The organism is Vibrio sp. E150_018 (genome assembly GCF_053544035.1).
The window spans coordinates 80,383-100,422 of sequence record NZ_JBHGNY010000002.1 but is presented as its reverse complement, the minus strand read 5'-3'; the positions used below and the strand labels follow the sequence as shown (position 1 = coordinate 100,422).

Genomic DNA, 20,040 nt, shown 5'->3' with positions numbered 1-20,040 from the left:
CGAGGTAAGTGGCAATATCGTAGATCAGCCAATTCGATAAAATAGTAAAAATTTCGGACATGATGAGATTTACTTTTATTCAATATACACGCCCAATAGCCAGTAAATAAGAAACATTCACAAAAAATGTTTTTATAATCAAACTAAAAAATAGAAATTAGAGGCAATCTTATTACCTCTAAAAAATTAATGACAAAAAACCGAGAAAAACCTTACCAAGAAAAATAATTAAAATTAGTTAGAACTTAAACTATAATAACTATTTTTTTCTGACGATAAAGTACCTTTTTCACAATAAACCATCATTGCTTTACCGTTACTCCTTAATCCCTTCTCTATATTTTCATTATCTTGAATAATTATAGAAACAACATCATTCCCGTTAATTAAATCAACTATTTCATCATGATAAAAAATTATCAACAGATGAATAATAAAACTTATAAAAACAAATAAGGCAAGATTATGTTTTGACTTATCTATAATTCCAACATCAGAACTTTTCGCTAATTTAATGTCATCCTTTGATAAGCTAGTTGCGATTTCAATCTTATACCCAACTTTAGGTAAAGTTTCTATATGCACTATCGCCCTTAACACAGTATTATTTATTTGCTTTCTTAATCTTGATATACATTGGTTAAGACTATTTTCATCAACTAAAACCCCCCTATCCCCCCAAATATTTTTAATTAATAATTTTCTCATGACAAATTCATTTTTATATTCCAAAAGAGTGCATAAAGCCATACATTCATTATAACCTAATGCTATAACCTCACCATCCGACAATGATATTGAAAACTTTTCAGGCAAAAACATACTACCATCTATAAATTCATATCGATGCATACTAAACGATGCTTCATAGGTAGTGCATTTATAAACTTCCATTTTAACCCCTTAATACTCTAATATAATCAATTATAAATCAAAAAATAAAACCACAATGAAATCTATAACTTAACATCCCTTGAAACAAATACTCCCGAAGAAAAATAACTATCAGTTCATATTACTATTTACAACATATTTTTAATATTAACATGTCGTCATTTCATATTTATTTAGATGAAAATTAATGAATTATTCTATTTCATAATTAATTATTCTGTTTCACTTTGTGAAAACATTAAAGATAAGCTCTAATTTGATTTGTTGAGCTTACATTTTAAATACCAAAAATAGAGCTCAATTAAAATGAGAATAAAAATTTAAATAAACAGTTATTCTCATAAATCATAAACAGAACGGAGTTTTAAAAATGAACAAAAACAAAAAGAACATTGCTTTAAAGGCAGGGTTACCTCTTACTGCAATGAGTATTTTTAGTATTTTCCTATCAGCACCTGCAATGTCAGACAACACAACAAATGTTTATTTTAAAGGTGAAATTGTTGAATCAGCATGTGGTTTATCCCCAAATAGCATGGATCAAACTATCCAACTAGGACAACACCCTACTCACATATTTAAAGCGAATGGTGATCGCTCTACTCCCGTTCAATTCAATATAAAACTAACCGATTGTGATACAACGGTATCTCAAACAGCTGATTTTACTTTCTTATCGAATCCAGATTCGAGTGGTAAACTCTTCGGCGTAGAAGGTGGTGCTGCTGGTGTCGGTGTGCGTATTCTGCATAATGGCCAACCAATTGATAATGGCGATGTGGCCGCATCAAATGTTTTGATTGATGGTACAAACATGGCTTCATTTTCTGCAGCTTATGAAGCCAACGTAGATCCAGCAGCAACCCCAGTCACAGCTGGTAATGCTGAATCTTGGGCTTTATTGCGCGTTAGCTATCAATAATAAAAACAAGCCCTAGTTTATCTAGGGCTCTATTTTTATTGCTCAATTTTGGAGTTTAATAATGCGTTTTCATTTATTCAATGCATTTTTGATTTATATATCTCTTATTTCATGCTCAACCAATGCAACTGAATTTAATAGTTACTTTATAAAATCTGAAAATGAAGTTGATCTCAGTAACTTTGAAAAAGGAAACCATATTAAGGATGGAAACTATCTTCTTGATCTGTACTTTAATCAAGATTATCTAGATACTGAAAATTTAACTATTATTTCAAATCAACTTTGTATCGATAAGAAAACATTAAAGTCACTCCCATTAAATGAAAAAGGATTAAAAATATACAAAAAAACATTATCAACAATCAATGACAATCAGTGCTTTAGACTGATCAATATAGAATATACTACTATTGATATCAATTTGGGGAAAGGACGCGTTGATATTTCGATGCCTCAAGAGTATTTAGCTGAAAATTATAAAAATGGCTTTGTTGAACCAAAACAATGGAATGATGGAATATCAGGAATCTTTCTTGATTATCATATGAATTACTTCTCAACAAAACAAAATTCAGATGCAAGTTGGGACAATAATTTAACCACCTATGGAATGTTCGGTGCTAATACTGGCCCTGTAAGGTTACGTGCTCAATATCAAAAAACCGATGATACTAGTGGAGAATTTACATCTTATTATGGGTATATTCCAATAAGAAACATCCAATCCAAATTCACTTTTGGTAATACTCAATTCGCCTCAAGTGTATATGATTCTTTTAACATGATAGGTGTGAACTTACAAAATGATGACAAAATGTTGCCATCCTATTTACGCGGATACTCTCCAACGATATCAGGCACGGTAGACAGTAATGCGGTAATTACTATCACTCAACAAGGAAGAGTGCTTAAAGTTGTCAATGTGAATGCAGGCCCTTACATCATTAATAATCTTTCACAAACCAGTCAAGGCGATATTAATGTGGAAGTTAAGCAGGCAAATGGAAAAACTCAAAATTATCAATTAAATGGGGCAGATGTTCAATATCTTACTCGCCCAGGAAAAATACGTTATTCCTTTTCTGCGGGGGTTCCTAATTCAAAAAATTATGAATATACGCCAGGTTTTTTATCAGTAGAATCCGCTTATGGTTTGAATAATACGCTTTCATTATTTTCTGGCACTCTGCTTTCAAATAAGTATCAATCCTACACCTTAGGAAGTGGGGTTAATATTAATCAATTTGGTGCCTTATCCTTTGATGTCTCTCTCGCTCAAGCAGAGCTTGAAAGGGAAGGAAAAGTGACGGGGACATCTTATGGCTTTAGTTATAACACAACATTAACTGATTGGGGATTAGGTCTTCGCGTTGCTGGTTATCGATTTTCTGAAAAACAATTCTATGAATTTGATGAATATTTACATACCTATGATGATTATACTATCGCTAATATATATGCCTCAAATAACAATAAGAAAGATGAAAAATATATTACGTTAACTCAAAGCATCAAGGATATTAGTTTATTTTTATCTTATAACTCTAGGAATTATTGGGATAATCGTCGTTACTCAGAACGATATGATATTACAGCATCAAAACCTTTTACTATTAGTGGATTAACCTTTTATGTTAATGCAAATATTTATCATTCCGTCAATTCATATGCCAATTATAATAATGAAAATGGACTCACGTCTTCTTTATCAAATGATAATGAAAATGGTTGGGGAATTGGAATATCAATCCCATTAGGTAATGGGGATACCGTTTCGATGCAAACAAAAGTAAGTGATCATAAATATTCACAAAATATGGCCTATGCAGGAAAGGATGAAAGTCGTAATGCTAATTACCGACTATCATTTGATGAATATGAGGGCCAGTCTATTGGTGCCAGTGGTTCGTATAATCGAGATTTTTCTTATGTTTCCACTTCGGTAGGAGGAAGTTACCAAACAGATGATTATCGACAAGTGAATGCCAGCGCATCTGGAACCTTATTATTGACTAACCATGGTCTTGCTTACAGTAATTTAAATGCAGGAGATACTCGTTTATTAATCGATACTAAAGTTCCTGATGTTGCAATTCAAGGAACGGGAAAACAGTCATCAAATTCATTTGGTCTAGCTGTCGTGAATGGTGTCACTCCTTACCAAAAAAGTTGGAATACTATTGATTACAAATCTTTACCCGACAATGTGGAAGTTTTAGATTCAATAAAAAGTACCGTTCTTACAGAAGGTGCTATTGGTTTTCAAACCATACGAGCACGTCAAGGAGAAAGTTTCTTAGCCCAGCTTAGTAGTTCACAATTGATTCCGTTTGGTGCTTCCATCTTTGATGTCAATACAAATGAAGAAATAGGGATAGTAGGTTCAGATCAAACGGTTTATTTGTCAGGTGTAAATAATACTTCATTTTTGAAAGTTAGCTGGGGTAATAATGATTATTGCCACATCTCGATAAATGAAGAGCAACTCAATAATAACAATATTCGTCAATTAGAATGCATCTAATTAACTTAGAGGTTAAAGGTTATATGAAAACTTTATCAATCATAACTATTATATGGTGCTTTTTTATTCAGAATGCTCAAGCAGCATTAGCATTAGATCGCACAAGAATAATCTTTCCGGAGAAAAGTAAATTAGAAACGATCAGAGTGAAAAACCCTTCGAATTTACCTTATTTATCTCAAGCTTGGATAACGAATGATGAAGGAACTCAAATAATGGAACCATTTATGGTTGTTCCCCCTCTAATTCGTATTGAAAGTCAAGATTATGCACTTTTGAGAATTGAAAAAACAGGCATGACTCAAAGCCTACCTTTGGATCGTGAAAGTTTATTTTACTTCCATGTTCGTGAAGTTCCCCCAAAGGATCAAAATAAAGAACAAACAAACAAAAAGCTAGTCGGTGATACAGGGGGATCGATTCAATTTGCAATAGAATCGGTTATTAAAATGTTTTATAGACCTGACCAATTAAGCAGCATTGCTAATATTGATTTAGCTATATCAAAAGGCACCAAAATAACAAAAAAAGACAATCAAGTTTGGATTGAAAATAATTCACCTTTTTATGCTACTTATTTTTCAATCACAGATAATCATAAAAAAAAGATAAAAGGTCTTGATTCCATGATGCTAAAGCCATATAGCCGAAAAAAAATCTCATTGCTCATTAAAGGAAATTATTATATTACCCATATAAATGATTATGGCGCTTTAATAACTAATCTCTATCAGTGTGATAATGAGATGTGTCAATTTTCCGAAAAGATGAAGCAGGAGTAACTTTTCATGACGCGTTATATCCTATGGATTTTTGCTCTAATTCTGACATTAGGCATCAATACCCAAACCTGGGCTCTGGCTTGTTATAGCACTGATGCTGGTGGGTCATTTGGGGGAAGTGGTCCTGGTGGGGTCAGTCATTTTTATATCGACCCTTCAGCATCTGTACCAGAAAGTGCTCCAAACGACCAAGTTATTTGGAGAGGTACAACCCAAACAGTCACCATTACTTGTTATAAAGACGCTACACATTATCCACGTGAAAGAAAAATGGTTGAACAAGTCTATTTTTGGCCGGGTAAAACGGGAGATACGGGTGTACCTGATATATCTGGTATCAAGGTAGGATTTCGCTATAACGGCATAGATATCTATGGTTCCAAAACACCGGTAGAAAGTTTTATAGTTGACAAATGTGCTACAGGTGAAACGAATTCCGCGTGTGAAGTCAGAACAAAAGTAACTAAAACCATTACTTATCAACCCATTATTGTCACGGGACCAGGTACATTCGAAGGCTATTCATCTCCTTTAAATATATTTCAAGTCGATGGCGTTAAAGGTTATAACGGAAAATATTCGAACTATAATGCAGTTATAGAAAATATGGATGTTTTAAAACCGTCTAAGTGCGAAGTGGAATTAAAACTTCAAAATAACAATGTTGACTTTGGCTTACTTAATGAGAATGATATTAGAAATACAGTGACTCAACCAGTGTCTATTGTTGTAACGAATATTAAATATGGACCAGATTGTCGAGCAGTACAGTTACGTGGTTATTTCAATAATATAAGAGATGCAAATAACAACATTTATATTCCTGCATTTGACCCTAGTGGTAATAAACTAGAAGGCCTTGCTATTAAACTCCACACCGAAAATGGTACTCCTGTAAAATTAAATGAACCTATTGATCCTGGCTATGAAATAGAAAAAGTCGGTTATGATCGTTACAATGCTACTTTATATGCACTTGATTCAGATAATATAGACAAAGGAAAATTTGAAGCCATGGTCATTTATTCAGTCTCCTACTTATAGAGATATAATAATGTTAATTAAAACTATCTTTTTAATATTGATATTCATTGGGAATATTTTCATTTTTCAAAATAGTTATGCATCTGAGATATCCACTCCAAGTCCATCATATTTAAATGATCTTTATTTTATAGCTGGGGGGGGGAAAGCAGAGTTTCAGGATTCTGCTTTTTCAGAAAATGATAATATAACTCTCCTAAGATATGGGATCGGTTATAATTTCCCATGGTTTAGTACTGAAACAGCTTATCGAGGGTATTCTAATGGAGAAGATTTCACTATCCAAGGATTAGATATCCTTGCGCAAAAAACACTATTTGAATGGAGTGATTTCAAAATATCAGCTGGAATTGGAGCATACATTTATAAAAGCAAACTGGATAATCCTATCTATGACAGCCAAAGCTCCCATAATGATATTAGCCCTTTACTTAGCGTTGGCGGCTATTATCGATTAAATGAATATATTGATATCGGTTTAAACTATGATCATACTTTCAATGTTGAATTTACTAGTCCGAAATACGACAGACCAACAAATGATGCTCTAAAACAATTTACATTATCTCTTATCGTAAGACCTTGGGGAGCTAAATCAGATAATGTAACTACCATTGAAATGGAAGAGTCGAATCCAAATATTATAACTATTTTTAATGAACAGTACGACAGTGAAACTTATGCCTATGACTCTTATCAATTAACCCCATCTAATCGAATATCATTGGATAATGCTATTGAACGTACAAGATCATTTGAACATTACGTAATAATAGTAACAGGTAGTGCCGATACTCATGAAAAATATCGTTCTTATAATGAAAAATTAGCCGATAAGCGTGCTAGAACCGCTATCAATTATTTGCAAAAGAATGGAATCCCTTCAGAACGTATCCATTTAAAAACCGATCTTTATCTATTATCACCTGAAGAAAAAGAAAGACCAAAAGCAAGAAAGGTCATTGTCGAAATTAAAAATATAGAATAGATGAAATAGTTTTATCTTTAAATAAAAAACGATGTCATTATTAGGCATCGTTTTTATATTTATTCAACTATTTTAGTGCGCTACGCTTGTTTTTTCATTAACGACTCGCGATATTGAACGATATCATCAATAGTTAATACTGGCATGTTATGTAGTTTGCCGAATGCCACGATCTCTTCTGCGCGCGCCATAGTGCCATCAGGGTTCGTTACTTCACACAATACTCCCGCAGGATTCAAGCCAGCAAGCTGCATCAAATCCGTCGTGCCTTCCGTATGACCTCGACGAGTAAATACCCCGCCAGTACGAGCGCGTAGAGGGAAAACGTGACCAGGGCGAGCTAAATCATCTGGCTTAGCATCGGCAAAAATGGCCGTTTTAATAGTGGTAACACGATCTGCTGCTGATACACCAGTCGTCACACCTTGCTTGGCTTCGATTGAAACCGTAAATGCCGTCTGATTCTGGCTATTGTTATTAATGACCATTGGCGGTAAATCAAGTTGATTAGCTTGTTCATCGGTTAAGCATAAGCACACAATACCGCTACACTCGCGAATCATTAGCGCCATTTGAGCATCGGTTAGTGTTTCAGCAGAATAAATAAGATCGCCTTCATTTTCACGATCCTCATCATCAAGTACGAGTACACCTTGCCCTTGTTGCAAGGCAACTAAAGCGACTTCAACACGCTCAATAGGATTTCCAAACTCGGCCAATAACGAAGGTTGGTTCTGATTCATGGTAATATCTCCTGTGGATACCAGAATCAGGGCTCTTTAAGAAGGGGTCAGTAAGACAAATAGCAAAATCTACGCATTACCAACGTCAAAGCCACTAAACCACCTTAGAAATTAAGGTAGTTCAGTGTCATTTATCCTCTCCCATCCAGACTATAACTGTCGGCTCTGGCATCTCACCAGATCTGCTGACCCTACTTCAAAACGATAATGAATAGGCGCTCGCGGGCTGATAACATCAAGTGCTATTTACCGCCGGTGGGGAATTTCGCCCCGCCCTGAGAATAAGTTAAAAATTGTGCCACTTAGTGTGGTGGATACATACTATTACAGCGACAAGATAAAATCTATTTCCTGTTAGAGATAAATTCTAATACTAATCAAATTAATTAGGTGTTCAGAAATTACGCAGGAAAAAATTTTGAGAACAAGGCATAAATTTTTGATAAGTAGTTGCTCTACAATCAACGTCTTTATAAACGAAAGGGATAACGTAGTTATCGAGGCTTTGCACAATTAAGAATGATCAGATAATTAGTGCGATAAATATAAGCAGTAGCCAAGATCAAAAAAGCCTCAGACTAAGCTGAGGCTTTCACGATAACGTTTTTGTTAGGAACGAATTAAGCAGCAGCTTTAATTGACTCAACAGGTGCAGCAACTTTCTTTTCACCGATAGGAAGAATAGTGCGACCAAATTCTAAATTGATGACTGTGGCAACCGCTAGGTAAACCGCACTTGAACCACAGAAAATACCAACGACACCAGCAATATGGCCGATAGTTGCATTACCAGTAAAATCACCTGCCGCAAGCAAGAAAAATAGTAGAGTCAAGCTACCAAATATCACTTGTTTCGCTACTGGGTAACGAGCCAATGTTGCGATAAACATCAAGCCAGTGAAGATACCCCAGATGAGTAGGTAAGAGGCTAGAAAATACGTTGGTGTTACTTCTCCTAGCCCCATGCCAGGCATTAAAATTAGACCGACAAGTGATAACCAAAACATACCGTAAGAAGTGAAAGCTGTGGTACCAAATGTATTACCATTTTTATATTCCATAATACCAGCGATAACTTGTGCAATACCGCCATAAAAAATACCCATAGCAAGAATTACACTAGTTAATGGAAATAAACCTACATTATGTAGATTTAAAAGAATCGTAGTCATACCAAACGCCATTAAGCCTAACGGTGCTGGATTTGCTGGTTTTGTAGTAGTCGCGGTTGACATAGAATTACCTGATTAAAATATGAACGAAATTTTAAAAGCGGCGTATTATTGTCGATGATCGAAATTTTGTAAAACACTTTGTAGTATAAGTCACAAAAAACTCATTTAAAGTCATGAGAAATCTTAATATACCCTAGTGACTTCAAGATGCAGAATTCAGAGCTATCATCCACCCCTTTAAGCAAGGAAGATTGGCGAAAGAATGTAAGCACCTTTCAAACCAATCTGATGTGGCGTTAAATTGAATAGAGATAGAATAACTATGATCATATTCTGACTGAATAAAATAGGGACATAGTTATTATGATTTTACTATTTTTTCAGTAACTTTCGATTCAACAGTACCCGTATTCTGCTCTATTGCTACCTCTACTTCAGAGGCATTAGTCTCTTTTGGTTGTGGTTTTTCTTTTAATACAATCACAGGTCGAGTTATAAATAAGCTATTCGGGTACAAAATCGAATCACCATCAAGGCTACGTAACTGAACATTCATAAAGCCCATTTCGGTGATCTCACCTTCCAAAAAATTAGCACCATCAACAACTCTCACCCAGCGCCCCACTCGACAATCATTCTGGGTAAACAAAATTAAAAAGCTGGTTAAGTTACTCAATAATGACCAACCAGCAAAGAGTGCCACCCCCAATAAAGCAAACATGGATGAACCAACGACTAATAAACCTTTTAATTCAATCCCCCACAACATCAATAACAAACAGATTAGAATGATAGAAGTAATAGTATTGAGCAATAGCCTAGCGCGTTGCTTACGGTGAGGACTAATACCACTTTTCATACTACGTAAGAAAATTTTACTCGGAATACGGCGAAGCATTGGATAAAACACTAAAACCAAAACCGTAATAAACCATTTGTAATAGTCTTGAGTAAACACCAACCATTCTTGAGATATTGTAGACATTAATCATTCGCCTCTATTTGCTGTTCACGAGTGATGGCTTTCTTTTGATACCGATTGGCTAGAACTGCGCAATAAAATATTTGTAATGGGTGATAAATCATTATCGGCAACAATATCATCCCTAATCTAGGATCAGCACTAAAAATCACTTTCGCCATTGGCACGCCAGCCGCCAAGGTTTTTTTGCTACCACAAAACACCGCTGCCACTTCATCAGCATGATCAAAGCCCAGCCAACGAGTGCTTTTAACCATCAAGTTCACGACAAAAAACAATACCAGCCCACAAATTACAACCGACATAATGACATACTCAATAGAAAAGCTATGCCAAACCCCCTCTGCTATGGAATCACTAAATGCATTAAAAATAATCAATAAGATAACGAATTTATCTAACTTACCAATAATACTTTTATACTTTTCAAAACTTGCTAGCAAAAAAGGTCTCAATAGTTGACCAAGCACCATAGGCAATAATAGCATCGTCGAAATAGAAGTAACTGAATCCATAACATCAATTTTAGCGCCCTCTAACCCCATAAAGACTTGAACCAAGAGTGGGGTAATTAAGATCCCAAGAATACTAGAAAGTGATGCGTTAAATATCGCTCCCGGCATATTGCCTCGACCAATCGCGGTCATAGCGACCGATGAAGATATCGTGCTCGGTAATACAAATAGAAAGCAAAAACCAAATGCCAATGCGCTAGGCATCACAGCCAATAATCCTTGACCAAACACTAGCCAAAGTAAAGGATAGAGAATAAACGTCGCCGATTGAATAAATAGATGCAGCCTCCAATTACTCATCCCCGCTTTTAACGATTGTGGAGAAAGGCCAATACCATGCAAAAAGAAAACGATCGCAATACCGAAAGCGGTCACCTGATCTAAATGCAAACTACCTTGGCTACGCCCAACATCAGGAATAATCGTAGCGAGTAACATGCAGATGACCATCGCGATTAAAAACCATTCTTTTTTTAATACTGCGACTAGATTTAAACGCATATGATTAATATCTCTTAATAAATAAAATTGGATAAAAACTTTGGAACTTCATTAGTATCGTATAAACTAACATGACGTACACACCATATATTATGAGATGCAGCCCAAAGAATACAAAGCGTTGTATTTTAAGCAAAGCCTTGTTTGACATAGAATATTAACTAATATTAATAAAATCACGATATTTTTATTAATAACTGTCATCGCATTATATTGAGCGAGCAGATAAAGGAAAAATAATGACATTAGATCATCTAGCTCTGGGCATACTTATTTTCGTCGTACTGGTGCTGTTTTACGGCATCATTGTTATTCACGATATCCCCTATGAAATTGCCAAAAAGCGCAATCATCCCCATCAAGATGCCATTCATGTTTCTGGCTGGGTAAGTCTATTTACTTTACATGTACTTTGGCCATTCTTGTGGATCTGGGCGACCTTATGGCGTGAAGATCGAGGTTGGGGCTTTAATAAACTACAAGCCGAACAAGATGATATGCACCATAAAGTGGATGAATTGAATAAGCAAATCTCTCAACTACAAAAACAAATGGCTGAATTATCACCTCAAGCAAAACCAACTGAGCACACACAAGAAAGCGCCAAAGGAGAATCAAACTAATGGAAACAATATTGATTCTAACCTATACCGCTTTTTGTATTGCGATATTTAAAATCTTCCGTATCCCACTCAATAAGTGGACGGTTCCAACTGCGGTTTTAGGTGGCGTAGTTTTACTTGGCTCTATCTTCTTAGCGATGAACTACTTCCAGCCATTCACTCAGTTGGGTGGCCAAATCTATAGCACGACACCAATGGTTTCTAATGTCCGCGCCCGTGTGGTTTCCGTCGACGTTGTACCAAACAAACTCGTAAAACAAGGCGATGTATTAGTCCGTTTGGACGATACCCCATTTAAAGCTGCGGTTGTACAAAAAAAAGCAGCACTGGCTGCCGCGAAACAAAATGTATTAGTTCTAGAAGCTGATTACAAACAAGCTGCCGCCACTAGTGTGCAAGCCTTGGCAGAAAGAGATCGCTCACAACGTGAAGCAGCGCGTTACCAAAAAGGTTACAAACGTGGCGCATTTACTTTGCAACAAGTGGATGACAAACAACAAATCGCGAAAGGCGCAGAAGCCGCTTACCAAGCAGCCCTTTCTAATGAAAATGCCGCTAAAGCCGCGTTCGAATCACAAATTGATGGGGTTAATACCTCAGTTGCAGAAGCACAAGCAGCATTAGATAAAGCTCAATTTAATCTAGACCAAACAATCATTCGTGCACCAACGGATGGTTATGTTTCTCAACTAGCATTAAAGCCTGGTGTTATGGCAGTTCCACTCCCATTTAAACCAATTTTAACTTTCGTGAGTACTCAAGATCATTACTTCGTGGGTGCCTTCCGCCAAAACTCAACACTAAATATTAAAGCTGGTGATGAAGCAGATATGATATTTAGAGCGCTCCCTGGTAAGTCTTTCAAAGCAGAGGTGGAAGAAGTACTTCCTGCAATTGCTGAGAGTCAATTCCAAGCTGGTGGTGAACTATTAGGAACCAATGCTCTGCAAACTCAAGGCCGTATCATGGTAAAACTGAAACTGATTGATGATGTCGACCAGTATAACTTACCTATGGGAGCTAATGTTGAAATTGCAGTCTACTCAGGCAAGTTAGAACACGTTGCTATTATTCGTAAAATCCTAATTCGAATGAAAAGCTGGCAAAACTACGTGTACTTCGACCACTAATATCAATGCACTCACAGTAATACTTCAGGTACACAAAGCCCCAAATTGAACTGAGCCCCAATCATTGGACAACCAACATTTGGGGCTTTTTGTTATCTAACATAAGACTTTCTATTCAATATCATGCTATTTAAGAATAACCTCAGCCACTGAACCAGAAAGACCAGCACCAATAATCACAACCGATGTTTTTTGTATTGTGTTCATTCTCAATCTCTATCTAAATTCAATTTTAATCAGCTTTAAGATGTATGACGCAGCCTCATAACGCTGTGCATCCCAAAATAGTTCAATAATATACAGATCGATTGAAGGCTTCATCGCAGCACGAACGCAGCGCAAAATACTGAGAATTTCCATCGGTGAGCAGCAATCTAGAAATTGACTCATCCACCACACATCAGCACCTTCTGGCAAAGCTTGTTGCTTATCGAGCATATTGTCTGGGAAGAAATCAAACAGAGTTACCAAGCCGTAATGGTTGCCGGTGGTGGTAAAGAGCGATGCCCTACTGAGTCAGCCGTTTTTAATACCCTTTTTGCAACCAGTTTAAAAAACGACTCTCCGAAAACCACTCCTCGTCCTTATGATAAAGACCGAGATGGCTTAGTCATTGGTGAAGGGCTGGTACTTTAGTGCTTGAAGACGATGAGCATGCCGTTGCTCGTGACGATTTAGATTCTATTCGTGGAGACGGCCGTGAAATGGATTGCCAATACATCATGAGTAACGATTTCACATTTAGTGATATTAATACTTTAATTATTTTTAAAAAATACGCTTAAATAAAAGTGGCGCTTGTCAGATAAACCAGCGCCGCTTTCTCTTCATTTAGCAATAACTAGAACTTATAACCAATGCCAACCATGTAAACCCAAGGGTCGATATCAACATCGACGTTTAACTTGCCAACACCATTAAGCTCAACATTAGCTTCGGTATCAATATCGATATATCGAACCTGAGCATTCAAGGTGATATTATCGGTAATAAAATAATCCATCCCTACTTGGCCAGCCCAGCCCCAAGAGTTATCTAAATCTAAGTTACTGAATCCTTTATCTTTAGCGCTATCATCAACCGATTCATCAAAAAACATTGTATAGTTTACACCAACCCCGACATAAGGTTGAAATTTCGATTGAGTATCCATCGGGTAATACAATACGCTTAAAGTTGGTGGTAAGTGTTTCACATTGCCCAATCCACCGTTCAAAGAGTCAAGCCCTGCCGGTGAACCGCCTAATGTAACATCATGGCTAAATGGGGTTGCAGCCAACAACTCAAGTGCCCAGTGATCTCTCATCATATAAGCAAAATTCAATCCAAGCTGAGTATTATTATCCACTGAAACGTCACCACCTAAATTGGTTCCTCCAGCTTTAATACCTGAATTACTTTCATCCGGTGCGACTAATACCGCGCCAGCCCGGACTAAAAAGTCACCTTGTTGTAGAGCAGCATGAGCAGACACTGAAGTAAAACCTGCCGTAATAAGAGCTAAAACTATCAAAGACTTTTTCATTATTTCACCTATATTGTTTTTATTATGATTCCTCAATATTCAACAATAAAAACAAATGGAAGTACCACTTTTGAGTTACATCAATTTTACTTATGATTTCCCCGTATAAATTGACAAGACGTGATCACACCATCATTTTACCTAGTGAAATAACCGTAGGTAAAAATGGAACCTATGTTTAGACTATAAGATTTACACTGATATCAGCAGAAAATAGGAATAAGCAATGTACAAAATCGGAGAACTGGCTAAGTTATGCAGTATCAATAACGACACACTACGCTTTTATGAAAAGTCAGGCTTATTAAGCCCATCTGCTCGCTCTGAATCTGGCTACCGCCTATATAACGAGCAAGATAGGCAAGCACTACAATTTATTATTAGAGCTAAAAAGGTAGGATTTAACCTTGCAGATATTAAAGAGTTACTTGAAATCGAAGTCGATAAAGCCAGTAATTCTTGCTTTGATGTCAAACAAGTGGTTGATGCTAAACTTGCGGATGTGGAGCAAAAATTGGCGGAACTACAACATTTTCAACGCTCATTAAAAACCTTATCGTCCGCTTGCTGTGGCGGTAAAGGTAGCGCAGAGGAATGTACCATCTTACAAGCTTTGGAAACTAATACGGAGAAAGTGAAAGTCGAAAAACATCACCACTCCGAAAGCTGTCAGAAACATTAACTGGCAATATTAATAGTGAGCTGTAATTTCAATGGCAAAGAAGACAAGCGAGCTTCAATGCCATGTCTGGCTTGTTCAATATCATCACGTGAGATCAGTTCACTAGAATCATCAACATGAAGATCCACATCGACCCACAATTCATGGCCAACCTTCACTACACCCGCTAATTCAATTTCTTGTTGAGAATCTTCATTCGTCACTATAATGCTTTGATCAACGGTTTGGTAAATCTCTTTACTTGGTGCCATCAAAAAGATTTCTCTTAATGCAGATCGCAACATCTCAAACGGTACTTTAATAAAATAAAATGACATCAGTAGCATCATCATTGGGTCTGCATATACCGCGTATTTTTCCAACGGTGTTAATGTCATCAACCAAGCCACCACAAATCCTGCGGTTACAGCAACACTCAATAATGTATCCATTTGCCATTGCTTCACTTCAGCATCAACCAAACCAGAAAAATGCTTGTTTCGTAATGAGATCATGCACCACCAAGCCAGACCACAACCAATAATATTGATAACACCAAAGGCGGTTGCAATCGAAACATCAACAGCACGGCCTCCAGTAAACATGGCGCCAATCGCTGAATATAATGAATAACTGACGATTAATAAGATCACTGCTCCTTTGACCGCGATAACCGCAGGTTCGAATAGCGCGCGACCAAAAGGAAATTGAGCATCAGATGGTTTTTTAATATAACGAGCGGCAACGAGCGACAACAATGTTAACAGTAGGCTAACAAGGGAATACACCCCATCAAACATGATGACAAGCGAGCCAACAAGTAAGCCAACAATCAAGCCTCCCCCGGCAAACATAGATGCAAAAACAGCCGAGAAAACTAAAACAGAATTTTCGTTAAACCTTGAATGAACAGACATATTAATACCTTTAGATAACTAAAGATATTTTGGCGAAATGGAGGAGCTTTACAATAAAGATTTACACAAACTAAAAATGGAAACGTATCAATAAAAATTAACTTAATATTATTCAATAACTAACCTCTAAAATTAACTGTCAAATTAAATGACACTGGCTGACCTAGCAAAGTAAAGAAGAGTAAAAATACTTTAGAAGTCGAACAGATAATCACTCACTTTATCGACTAACCAATCAATGGCAGGACTATCAGCGCCTTCAGCAACACTGAACATACAAAAATCTTCTTGGGTTAACCCATAAGTATGGCGAATCACCGAAAGGCGTTGTTCACGCAGGTGATGACGAATCAATGGTTCAGGAAGCACTCCCCATGCTGATTCAGTCAATATGGTATTAAGCATGTATTCAAAACTAGAGAAACCAATATAACGACGAGAAAAAGGCTCTAAACTAGCATTATCTTGCTCATTCAAGTAAGCCATGACTGCTTGCATAGACTTACGTAATTCTTCATCTGTCACTCGTTGAATTTTGCTTAATGGGTGGGTTGAACTGCACACCGACATCATACGAATTTTACCCAGAGGCTGACGAACAATACGAGCATCATCGATATGTTCGTAATCCACTCCAAATGCAAAATCCACTTGTTGTGTGGCGACTAAATTGGCCAAGTCGCCACTAGAAGCCAGAATGATATTAAACGAAGTACTAGGAAACTGCTTACTAAGCGAATGGGCAAACTCCTGCCATAACATATCCGGCAAGGCGTCATCACGAGCTATCCATATTTCAGCGGCAAACTCTTTAGAAACTTGAGAACAAATGCGACGAACACGTGAAGTGGTAATAAGAATACTTTCAAAATCCTTATAAACCGCCTTACCAATCTCAGACAAGGTTAAGTTATTGCCAGTGCGGATAAACAACTTAACATTTAGATCCGTTTCAAGTGCTTTAATTGCCATACTAAGTTTGGTGCGATTGCATTCTAGCTGTCGGGCCGCTTCAGAAACGGAACCGGTATTAGCAACGGTGCAGAATGCTTCGATTTGTGACAAGTTCATAGCTGACTCACCTAATGAAAGTCTCAGAATAATAAACAATTTTTGAAAGATTGCCTAATATAGGTGATATAAAAATGGCTGTGTCCAAACCGGAACACAGCCATTTAGTCACAACCAATATTTAATTGCTAGAATCGTATGTAAACCATTAATTTAAAATGAAATTACTCAACCGTCACTGCCTTAGCTAGGTTCCTAGGCTGATCGACATCGGTGCCTTTAATCAAAGCAACATGATACGAAAGCAACTGCATTGGAATGGTGTAGTAGATTGGCGCGGTGATCTCGCTGACATGTGGAAGATTAATGATCTTCATGCTTTCGTCTGCTTCAAACCCTGCACCTGCATCAGCAAACACATACAGTAAACCGCCACGAGCACGGACCTCTTCGATGTTTGATTTAAGCTTTTCAAGTAGATCATTATTTGGCGCAACAACTACCACTGGCATATCGGCATCAATTAATGCTAGAGGACCATGTTTTAGCTCGCCCGCAGCATAAGCTTCTGCATGAATATAAGAGATTTCCTTAAGCTTTAAAGAAGCTTCTAGTGCAATGGGATAATACTCACCACGGCCTAAGAATAGCGTGTGATGTTTATCGGCAAAACCTTCGGCTAAGGCTTCAATCTCTTTATCGTAAGCGAGTGCTTTTTCAATTTGAGAAGGCAGTAGATGCAAAGCTTCCACAATTTCCGCTTCTTTGGCACTATCGATACGTTGCTGCTGTTTCCCCATTGCAGTAACTAGCATTAATAACGCTGCTAACTGAGTAGTAAAAGCTTTAGTTGAAGCTACGCCAATTTCAGTACCGGCACGTGTCATAAAAGCAAAGTCCGACTCGCGAACAAGAGATGAGCCGGCGACATTACAAATGGTCATCGCTGACATGTAGCCTTTTTCTTTAGCTAAGCGTAATGCGGCTAAGGTGTCTGCTGTCTCGCCTGATTGAGATAGGGTAATCAACAGACTATTTGGACGAGTAACAAATTTTCGGTAGCGGAATTCTGATGCAATTTCCACATCACAACTGACGCCAGCCAAAGACTCAAACCAATAACGTGCTGTCATACCAGCATTATAAGACGTACCACAAGCGATGATTTGCACATGTTCAACTTTAGATAGGATCTCGGCAGCATTCACACCGATGCTTTCCGTCACCACAGTATCTTTGGTGAGTCGAGCTTCCATAGTGTTAATTAATGCGGTTGGCTGCTCAAAGATTTCTTTCTGCATAAAGTGGCGATATTGACCTTTATCACCTGCATCATGCTCTGCGCTTGATTCAGAAACCATACGCTCTACTCGTTCACCATTCTCAGAAAAAACGGTCACATCCCGACGAGTCACTTCAGCAACATCCCCCTCTTCAAGGTACATAAAACGACGAGTGACATTTAATAGAGCCAATTGATCCGAAGCGATAAAGTTTTCACCCAATCCTAAGCCAATCACAATCGGGCTACCTGAACGTGCAACAACTACACGGCTTGGATCTTTACGATCAAATACGACCGTACCGTAAGCACCATCAAGCTGCTTAACCGCTTTTTGCAATGCTTCGATTAATGTTTCAGAAGTACGACGTTCCCATTCAACTAAATGAGCGATCACTTCAGTATCCGTTTGAGACTCAAATACATAACCACGTTCACGCAAGGTTTCACGCAATACTTGATGATTTTCAATAATGCCGTTGTGTACCACCGAAATATCATTAGAAACGTGTGGATGAGCATTAATTTCCGAAGGTTCACCATGAGTTGCCCAACGAGTATGAGCAATACCAGTTCCACCAAACACATCGGCAGCTTCAATTGCATCGGCTAATTCTTGCACTTTGCCTAAGCGGCGCACGCGCGTCATGTTTGAATCAGCATCGACCACTGCGACTCCCGCTGAATCATAGCCGCGATATTCCAAACGACGTAAACCTTCAACAAGAATTTCAGCTATATCACGCTGCGCAACAGCACCAACGATTCCACACATATTGTTATCCTTTTTTATTCCTTTACCAGCAGCAAGCAAAAGATGGTAAAGCGTAATTTAATAAATTGATTAATTTTAAGTGTTAAGTTTTTTGATATTAGGCAATCAGCACTTGCACGTTATATTTCTGTATTTGTGCTTGTTGTTCGTCAGTGATGCCATTATCAGTTACCAACACATCGACTTTGTCCCATGCCAGTTCTAAATTTGGAATTTTTCTACCAATCTTGTCAGATTCCACCATCACTACCACACGGCGTGCTACTTCGGACATCACCTGACTTAAACCTAAAAGTTCATTAAATGTGGTGGTTCCTCGAGCTAAGTCGATGCCATCTGCGCCAATAAATAACTGATCAAAATCATAAGAGCGAAGCACTTGTTCTGCGACTTGACCTTGGAATGATTCCGAATGGGTATCCCAAGTTCCACCTGTCATTAGTAATGTGGGTTCACTTTCTAATGCATTTAATGCATTAGCAACATTCAGTGAGTTGGTCATCACAACTAAACCACGCTTGTAATTAAGTTGTTCAATCAAAGCACCAGTAGTGCTACCGCTATCAATAATGATTCTATGGTGATCTTTAATAAGCGATGCTGCGGCTTTCGCCAACTCAACCTTTCGTTTCGAAACCTCTTCCGAAAATGCTTCATTGATAATTTCTTTAGGTAAAGAGATTGCCCCTCCGTAACGGCGCAATAGCAAACCACTAGCTTCTAATGCTGACAAGTCTTTTCTTATAGTGACTTCAGAGATATTGAATTGCTTATTCAATGCTTCCACACTGACCTCACCCAATTCATTTACTTGTTGAACAATAAGGTGACGTCGCTGTTGAGTATTTCGTTTTGACATAAAATAAAACCAACAAAGTTTCGAAACGAAATACATTAAACACAATCGAAACTTAATTGTCCATTTTTTTCACTATAAAAAATAAATGTTTTTCGAAGAAACCTTGCTCTAAGACAAGTAAGTATCGTGATCTTCCCCACAAAGACTGGTAAAATTATTACCCTTATTTAAGAAACAAAATTAC

General features: G+C 37.4%; 18 protein-coding genes, 2 pseudogenes and 1 riboswitch. Of the genes and pseudogenes, 9 read left to right on the top strand and 11 right to left on the bottom strand.

The genetic code is table 11. The features are described from left to right. Window positions 1-234: 234 nt before the first annotated feature. The gene (locus ACE3G9_RS03125; RefSeq protein WP_449218456.1) at window positions 235-894 is read right to left on the bottom strand and encodes a winged helix-turn-helix domain-containing protein; all 660 of its coding nucleotides are present in this window, start codon (window positions 892-894) and stop codon (window positions 235-237) included. A 424-nt stretch (window positions 895-1,318) separates the two neighbouring features. Here ACE3G9_RS03125 and ACE3G9_RS03120 point away from each other — a divergent pair, with 424 nt between their 5' ends. The 5 genes from ACE3G9_RS03120 (at window position 1,319) to ACE3G9_RS03100 (ending at window position 7,157) form a co-directional block, all read left to right on the top strand. After that, the gene (locus ACE3G9_RS03120) at window positions 1,319-1,816 is read left to right on the top strand and encodes a fimbrial protein (RefSeq protein ID WP_417880135.1); all 498 of its coding nucleotides are present in this window, start codon (window positions 1,319-1,321) and stop codon (window positions 1,814-1,816) included. A 61-nt stretch (window positions 1,817-1,877) separates the two neighbouring features. Next, window positions 1,878-4,343 carry a fimbria/pilus outer membrane usher protein gene (locus ACE3G9_RS03115; RefSeq protein ID WP_449218455.1) on the top strand — a complete coding sequence of 822 codons (2,466 nt, stop codon included), beginning with the start codon at window positions 1,878-1,880 and terminating at the stop codon, window positions 4,341-4,343. Window positions 4,344-4,366: 23 nt separating this feature from the next. After that, complete coding sequence (locus ACE3G9_RS03110) at window positions 4,367-5,125, top strand: fimbrial biogenesis chaperone (protein ID WP_417880023.1); 759 nt, start codon at window positions 4,367-4,369, stop codon at window positions 5,123-5,125. A 6-nt stretch (window positions 5,126-5,131) separates the two neighbouring features. Then, the gene (locus ACE3G9_RS03105; protein ID WP_417880022.1) at window positions 5,132-6,169 is read left to right on the top strand and encodes a fimbrial protein; all 1,038 of its coding nucleotides are present in this window, start codon (window positions 5,132-5,134) and stop codon (window positions 6,167-6,169) included. Between the two features lie 10 nt (window positions 6,170-6,179). Further along, window positions 6,180-7,157 carry an OmpA family protein gene (locus ACE3G9_RS03100; protein ID WP_449218454.1) on the top strand — a complete coding sequence of 326 codons (978 nt, stop codon included), beginning with the start codon at window positions 6,180-6,182 and terminating at the stop codon, window positions 7,155-7,157. An 80-nt stretch (window positions 7,158-7,237) separates the two neighbouring features. Here ACE3G9_RS03100 and ribB read toward each other — a convergent pair whose 3' ends face one another. The 4 genes from ribB to ACE3G9_RS03080 form a co-directional block, all read right to left on the bottom strand. Continuing rightward, window positions 7,238-7,900: a 3,4-dihydroxy-2-butanone-4-phosphate synthase gene (gene ribB, locus ACE3G9_RS03095; protein ID WP_449218453.1), complete on the bottom strand. Its 663-nt coding sequence runs from the start codon at window positions 7,898-7,900 to the stop codon at window positions 7,238-7,240. A 129-nt stretch (window positions 7,901-8,029) separates the two neighbouring features. Beyond that, window positions 8,030-8,187, bottom strand: a riboswitch (FMN riboswitch). A gap of 333 nt (window positions 8,188-8,520) precedes the next feature. Further along, on the bottom strand, window positions 8,521-9,135 hold the full coding sequence (locus tag ACE3G9_RS03090) for an acetate uptake transporter (RefSeq protein ID WP_417880019.1): 615 nt from the start codon (window positions 9,133-9,135) through the stop codon (window positions 8,521-8,523). 301 nt (window positions 9,136-9,436) lie between these two features. Continuing rightward, window positions 9,437-10,060: a mechanosensitive ion channel domain-containing protein gene (locus ACE3G9_RS03085; RefSeq protein WP_449218452.1), complete on the bottom strand. Its 624-nt coding sequence runs from the start codon at window positions 10,058-10,060 to the stop codon at window positions 9,437-9,439. Next, window positions 10,060-11,022 (bottom strand): bile acid:sodium symporter family protein, encoded by a 963-nt coding sequence (locus ACE3G9_RS03080; RefSeq protein ID WP_417880134.1) that lies wholly within the window; start codon window positions 11,020-11,022, stop codon window positions 10,060-10,062. Before ACE3G9_RS03080 ends, ACE3G9_RS03085 begins: the two co-directional genes overlap by 1 nt. 290 nt (window positions 11,023-11,312) lie before the next feature. Here ACE3G9_RS03080 and ACE3G9_RS03075 point away from each other — a divergent pair, with 290 nt between their 5' ends. Both ACE3G9_RS03075 and ACE3G9_RS03070 read left to right on the top strand, forming a co-directional pair. Continuing rightward, on the top strand, window positions 11,313-11,696 hold the full coding sequence (locus ACE3G9_RS03075; protein ID WP_417880017.1) for a DUF3302 domain-containing protein: 384 nt from the start codon (window positions 11,313-11,315) through the stop codon (window positions 11,694-11,696). Next, window positions 11,696-12,826: an HlyD family secretion protein gene (locus ACE3G9_RS03070; RefSeq protein WP_449218451.1), complete on the top strand. Its 1,131-nt coding sequence runs from the start codon at window positions 11,696-11,698 to the stop codon at window positions 12,824-12,826. Before ACE3G9_RS03075 ends, ACE3G9_RS03070 begins: the two co-directional genes overlap by 1 nt. A 222-nt stretch (window positions 12,827-13,048) precedes the next feature. Here ACE3G9_RS03070 and ACE3G9_RS03065 read toward each other — a convergent pair. Further along, a pseudogene (locus tag ACE3G9_RS03065) lies at window positions 13,049-13,276 on the bottom strand (SAM-dependent methyltransferase); the annotation flags it as partial. On the opposite strand from ACE3G9_RS03065, the pseudogene ACE3G9_RS03060 reads away from it, so the two are divergent. After that, window positions 13,271-13,494 (top strand): annotated as a pseudogene (locus ACE3G9_RS03060) (beta-ketoacyl synthase N-terminal-like domain-containing protein); the annotation flags it as partial. The pseudogenes ACE3G9_RS03065 and ACE3G9_RS03060 sit on opposite strands and share 6 nt — an antisense overlap. 173 nt (window positions 13,495-13,667) lie before the next feature. Here ACE3G9_RS03060 and ACE3G9_RS03055 read toward each other — a convergent pair. Next, window positions 13,668-14,351 (bottom strand): OmpW/AlkL family protein, encoded by a 684-nt coding sequence (locus ACE3G9_RS03055; RefSeq protein WP_449218450.1) that lies wholly within the window; start codon window positions 14,349-14,351, stop codon window positions 13,668-13,670. A 226-nt stretch (window positions 14,352-14,577) separates the two neighbouring features. Here ACE3G9_RS03055 and zntR point away from each other — a divergent pair, with 226 nt between their 5' ends. Next, entirely contained in the window at window positions 14,578-15,033 is a 456-nt protein-coding gene (gene zntR / locus ACE3G9_RS03050) for a Zn(2+)-responsive transcriptional regulator (RefSeq protein WP_449218449.1), read from the top strand. Here zntR and ACE3G9_RS03045 read toward each other — a convergent pair. From ACE3G9_RS03045 to ACE3G9_RS03030, 4 genes are all read right to left on the bottom strand, one after another. After that, window positions 15,030-15,929: a cation diffusion facilitator family transporter gene (locus ACE3G9_RS03045; protein WP_449218448.1), complete on the bottom strand. Its 900-nt coding sequence runs from the start codon at window positions 15,927-15,929 to the stop codon at window positions 15,030-15,032. The genes zntR and ACE3G9_RS03045 overlap by 4 nt on opposite strands. A gap of 192 nt (window positions 15,930-16,121) precedes the next feature. Continuing rightward, complete coding sequence (locus ACE3G9_RS03040) at window positions 16,122-17,000, bottom strand: LysR family transcriptional regulator (protein WP_417880012.1); 879 nt, start codon at window positions 16,998-17,000, stop codon at window positions 16,122-16,124. Between the two features lie 164 nt (window positions 17,001-17,164). Beyond that, a complete protein-coding gene (gene glmS / locus ACE3G9_RS03035) occupies window positions 17,165-18,997 on the bottom strand; it encodes a glutamine--fructose-6-phosphate transaminase (isomerizing) (protein WP_449218447.1) in 1,833 nt (610 codons plus the stop codon). Between the two features lie 97 nt (window positions 18,998-19,094). Beyond that, window positions 19,095-19,856: a DeoR/GlpR family DNA-binding transcription regulator gene (locus ACE3G9_RS03030; RefSeq protein WP_449218446.1), complete on the bottom strand. Its 762-nt coding sequence runs from the start codon at window positions 19,854-19,856 to the stop codon at window positions 19,095-19,097. Window positions 19,857-20,040 lie beyond the last annotated feature (184 nt).

What these genes read in the sequence shown, in the direction of transcription:
- ACE3G9_RS03120 (WP_417880135.1), top strand. Translation starts at nt 1,319, where the DNA reads ATGAGTATTTTTAGTATTTTCCTATCAGCACCTGCAATGTCAGACAAC.
- ACE3G9_RS03030 (WP_449218446.1), bottom strand. Translation starts at nt 19,856, where the DNA reads ATGTCAAAACGAAATACTCAACAGCGACGTCACCTTATTGTTCAACAA.
- ACE3G9_RS03105 (WP_417880022.1), top strand. Translation starts at nt 5,132, where the DNA reads ATGACGCGTTATATCCTATGGATTTTTGCTCTAATTCTGACATTAGGC.
- ACE3G9_RS03100 (WP_449218454.1), top strand. Translation starts at nt 6,180, where the DNA reads ATGTTAATTAAAACTATCTTTTTAATATTGATATTCATTGGGAATATT.
- ACE3G9_RS03085 (WP_449218452.1), bottom strand. Translation starts at nt 10,060, where the DNA reads ATGTCTACAATATCTCAAGAATGGTTGGTGTTTACTCAAGACTATTAC.
- ACE3G9_RS03045 (WP_449218448.1), bottom strand. Translation starts at nt 15,929, where the DNA reads ATGTCTGTTCATTCAAGGTTTAACGAAAATTCTGTTTTAGTTTTCTCG.
- ACE3G9_RS03055 (WP_449218450.1), bottom strand. Translation starts at nt 14,351, where the DNA reads ATGAAAAAGTCTTTGATAGTTTTAGCTCTTATTACGGCAGGTTTTACT.
- ACE3G9_RS03125 (WP_449218456.1), bottom strand. Translation starts at nt 894, where the DNA reads ATGGAAGTTTATAAATGCACTACCTATGAAGCATCGTTTAGTATGCAT.
- ACE3G9_RS03080 (WP_417880134.1), bottom strand. Translation starts at nt 11,022, where the DNA reads ATGGTCATCTGCATGTTACTCGCTACGATTATTCCTGATGTTGGGCGT.
- ACE3G9_RS03115 (WP_449218455.1), top strand. Translation starts at nt 1,878, where the DNA reads ATGCGTTTTCATTTATTCAATGCATTTTTGATTTATATATCTCTTATT.
- zntR (WP_449218449.1), top strand. Translation starts at nt 14,578, where the DNA reads ATGTACAAAATCGGAGAACTGGCTAAGTTATGCAGTATCAATAACGAC.
- ribB (WP_449218453.1), bottom strand. Translation starts at nt 7,900, where the DNA reads ATGAATCAGAACCAACCTTCGTTATTGGCCGAGTTTGGAAATCCTATT.
- ACE3G9_RS03075 (WP_417880017.1), top strand. Translation starts at nt 11,313, where the DNA reads ATGACATTAGATCATCTAGCTCTGGGCATACTTATTTTCGTCGTACTG.
- ACE3G9_RS03070 (WP_449218451.1), top strand. Translation starts at nt 11,696, where the DNA reads ATGGAAACAATATTGATTCTAACCTATACCGCTTTTTGTATTGCGATA.
- ACE3G9_RS03040 (WP_417880012.1), bottom strand. Translation starts at nt 17,000, where the DNA reads ATGAACTTGTCACAAATCGAAGCATTCTGCACCGTTGCTAATACCGGT.
- glmS (WP_449218447.1), bottom strand. Translation starts at nt 18,997, where the DNA reads ATGTGTGGAATCGTTGGTGCTGTTGCGCAGCGTGATATAGCTGAAATT.
- ACE3G9_RS03110 (WP_417880023.1), top strand. Translation starts at nt 4,367, where the DNA reads ATGAAAACTTTATCAATCATAACTATTATATGGTGCTTTTTTATTCAG.
- ACE3G9_RS03090 (WP_417880019.1), bottom strand. Translation starts at nt 9,135, where the DNA reads ATGTCAACCGCGACTACTACAAAACCAGCAAATCCAGCACCGTTAGGC.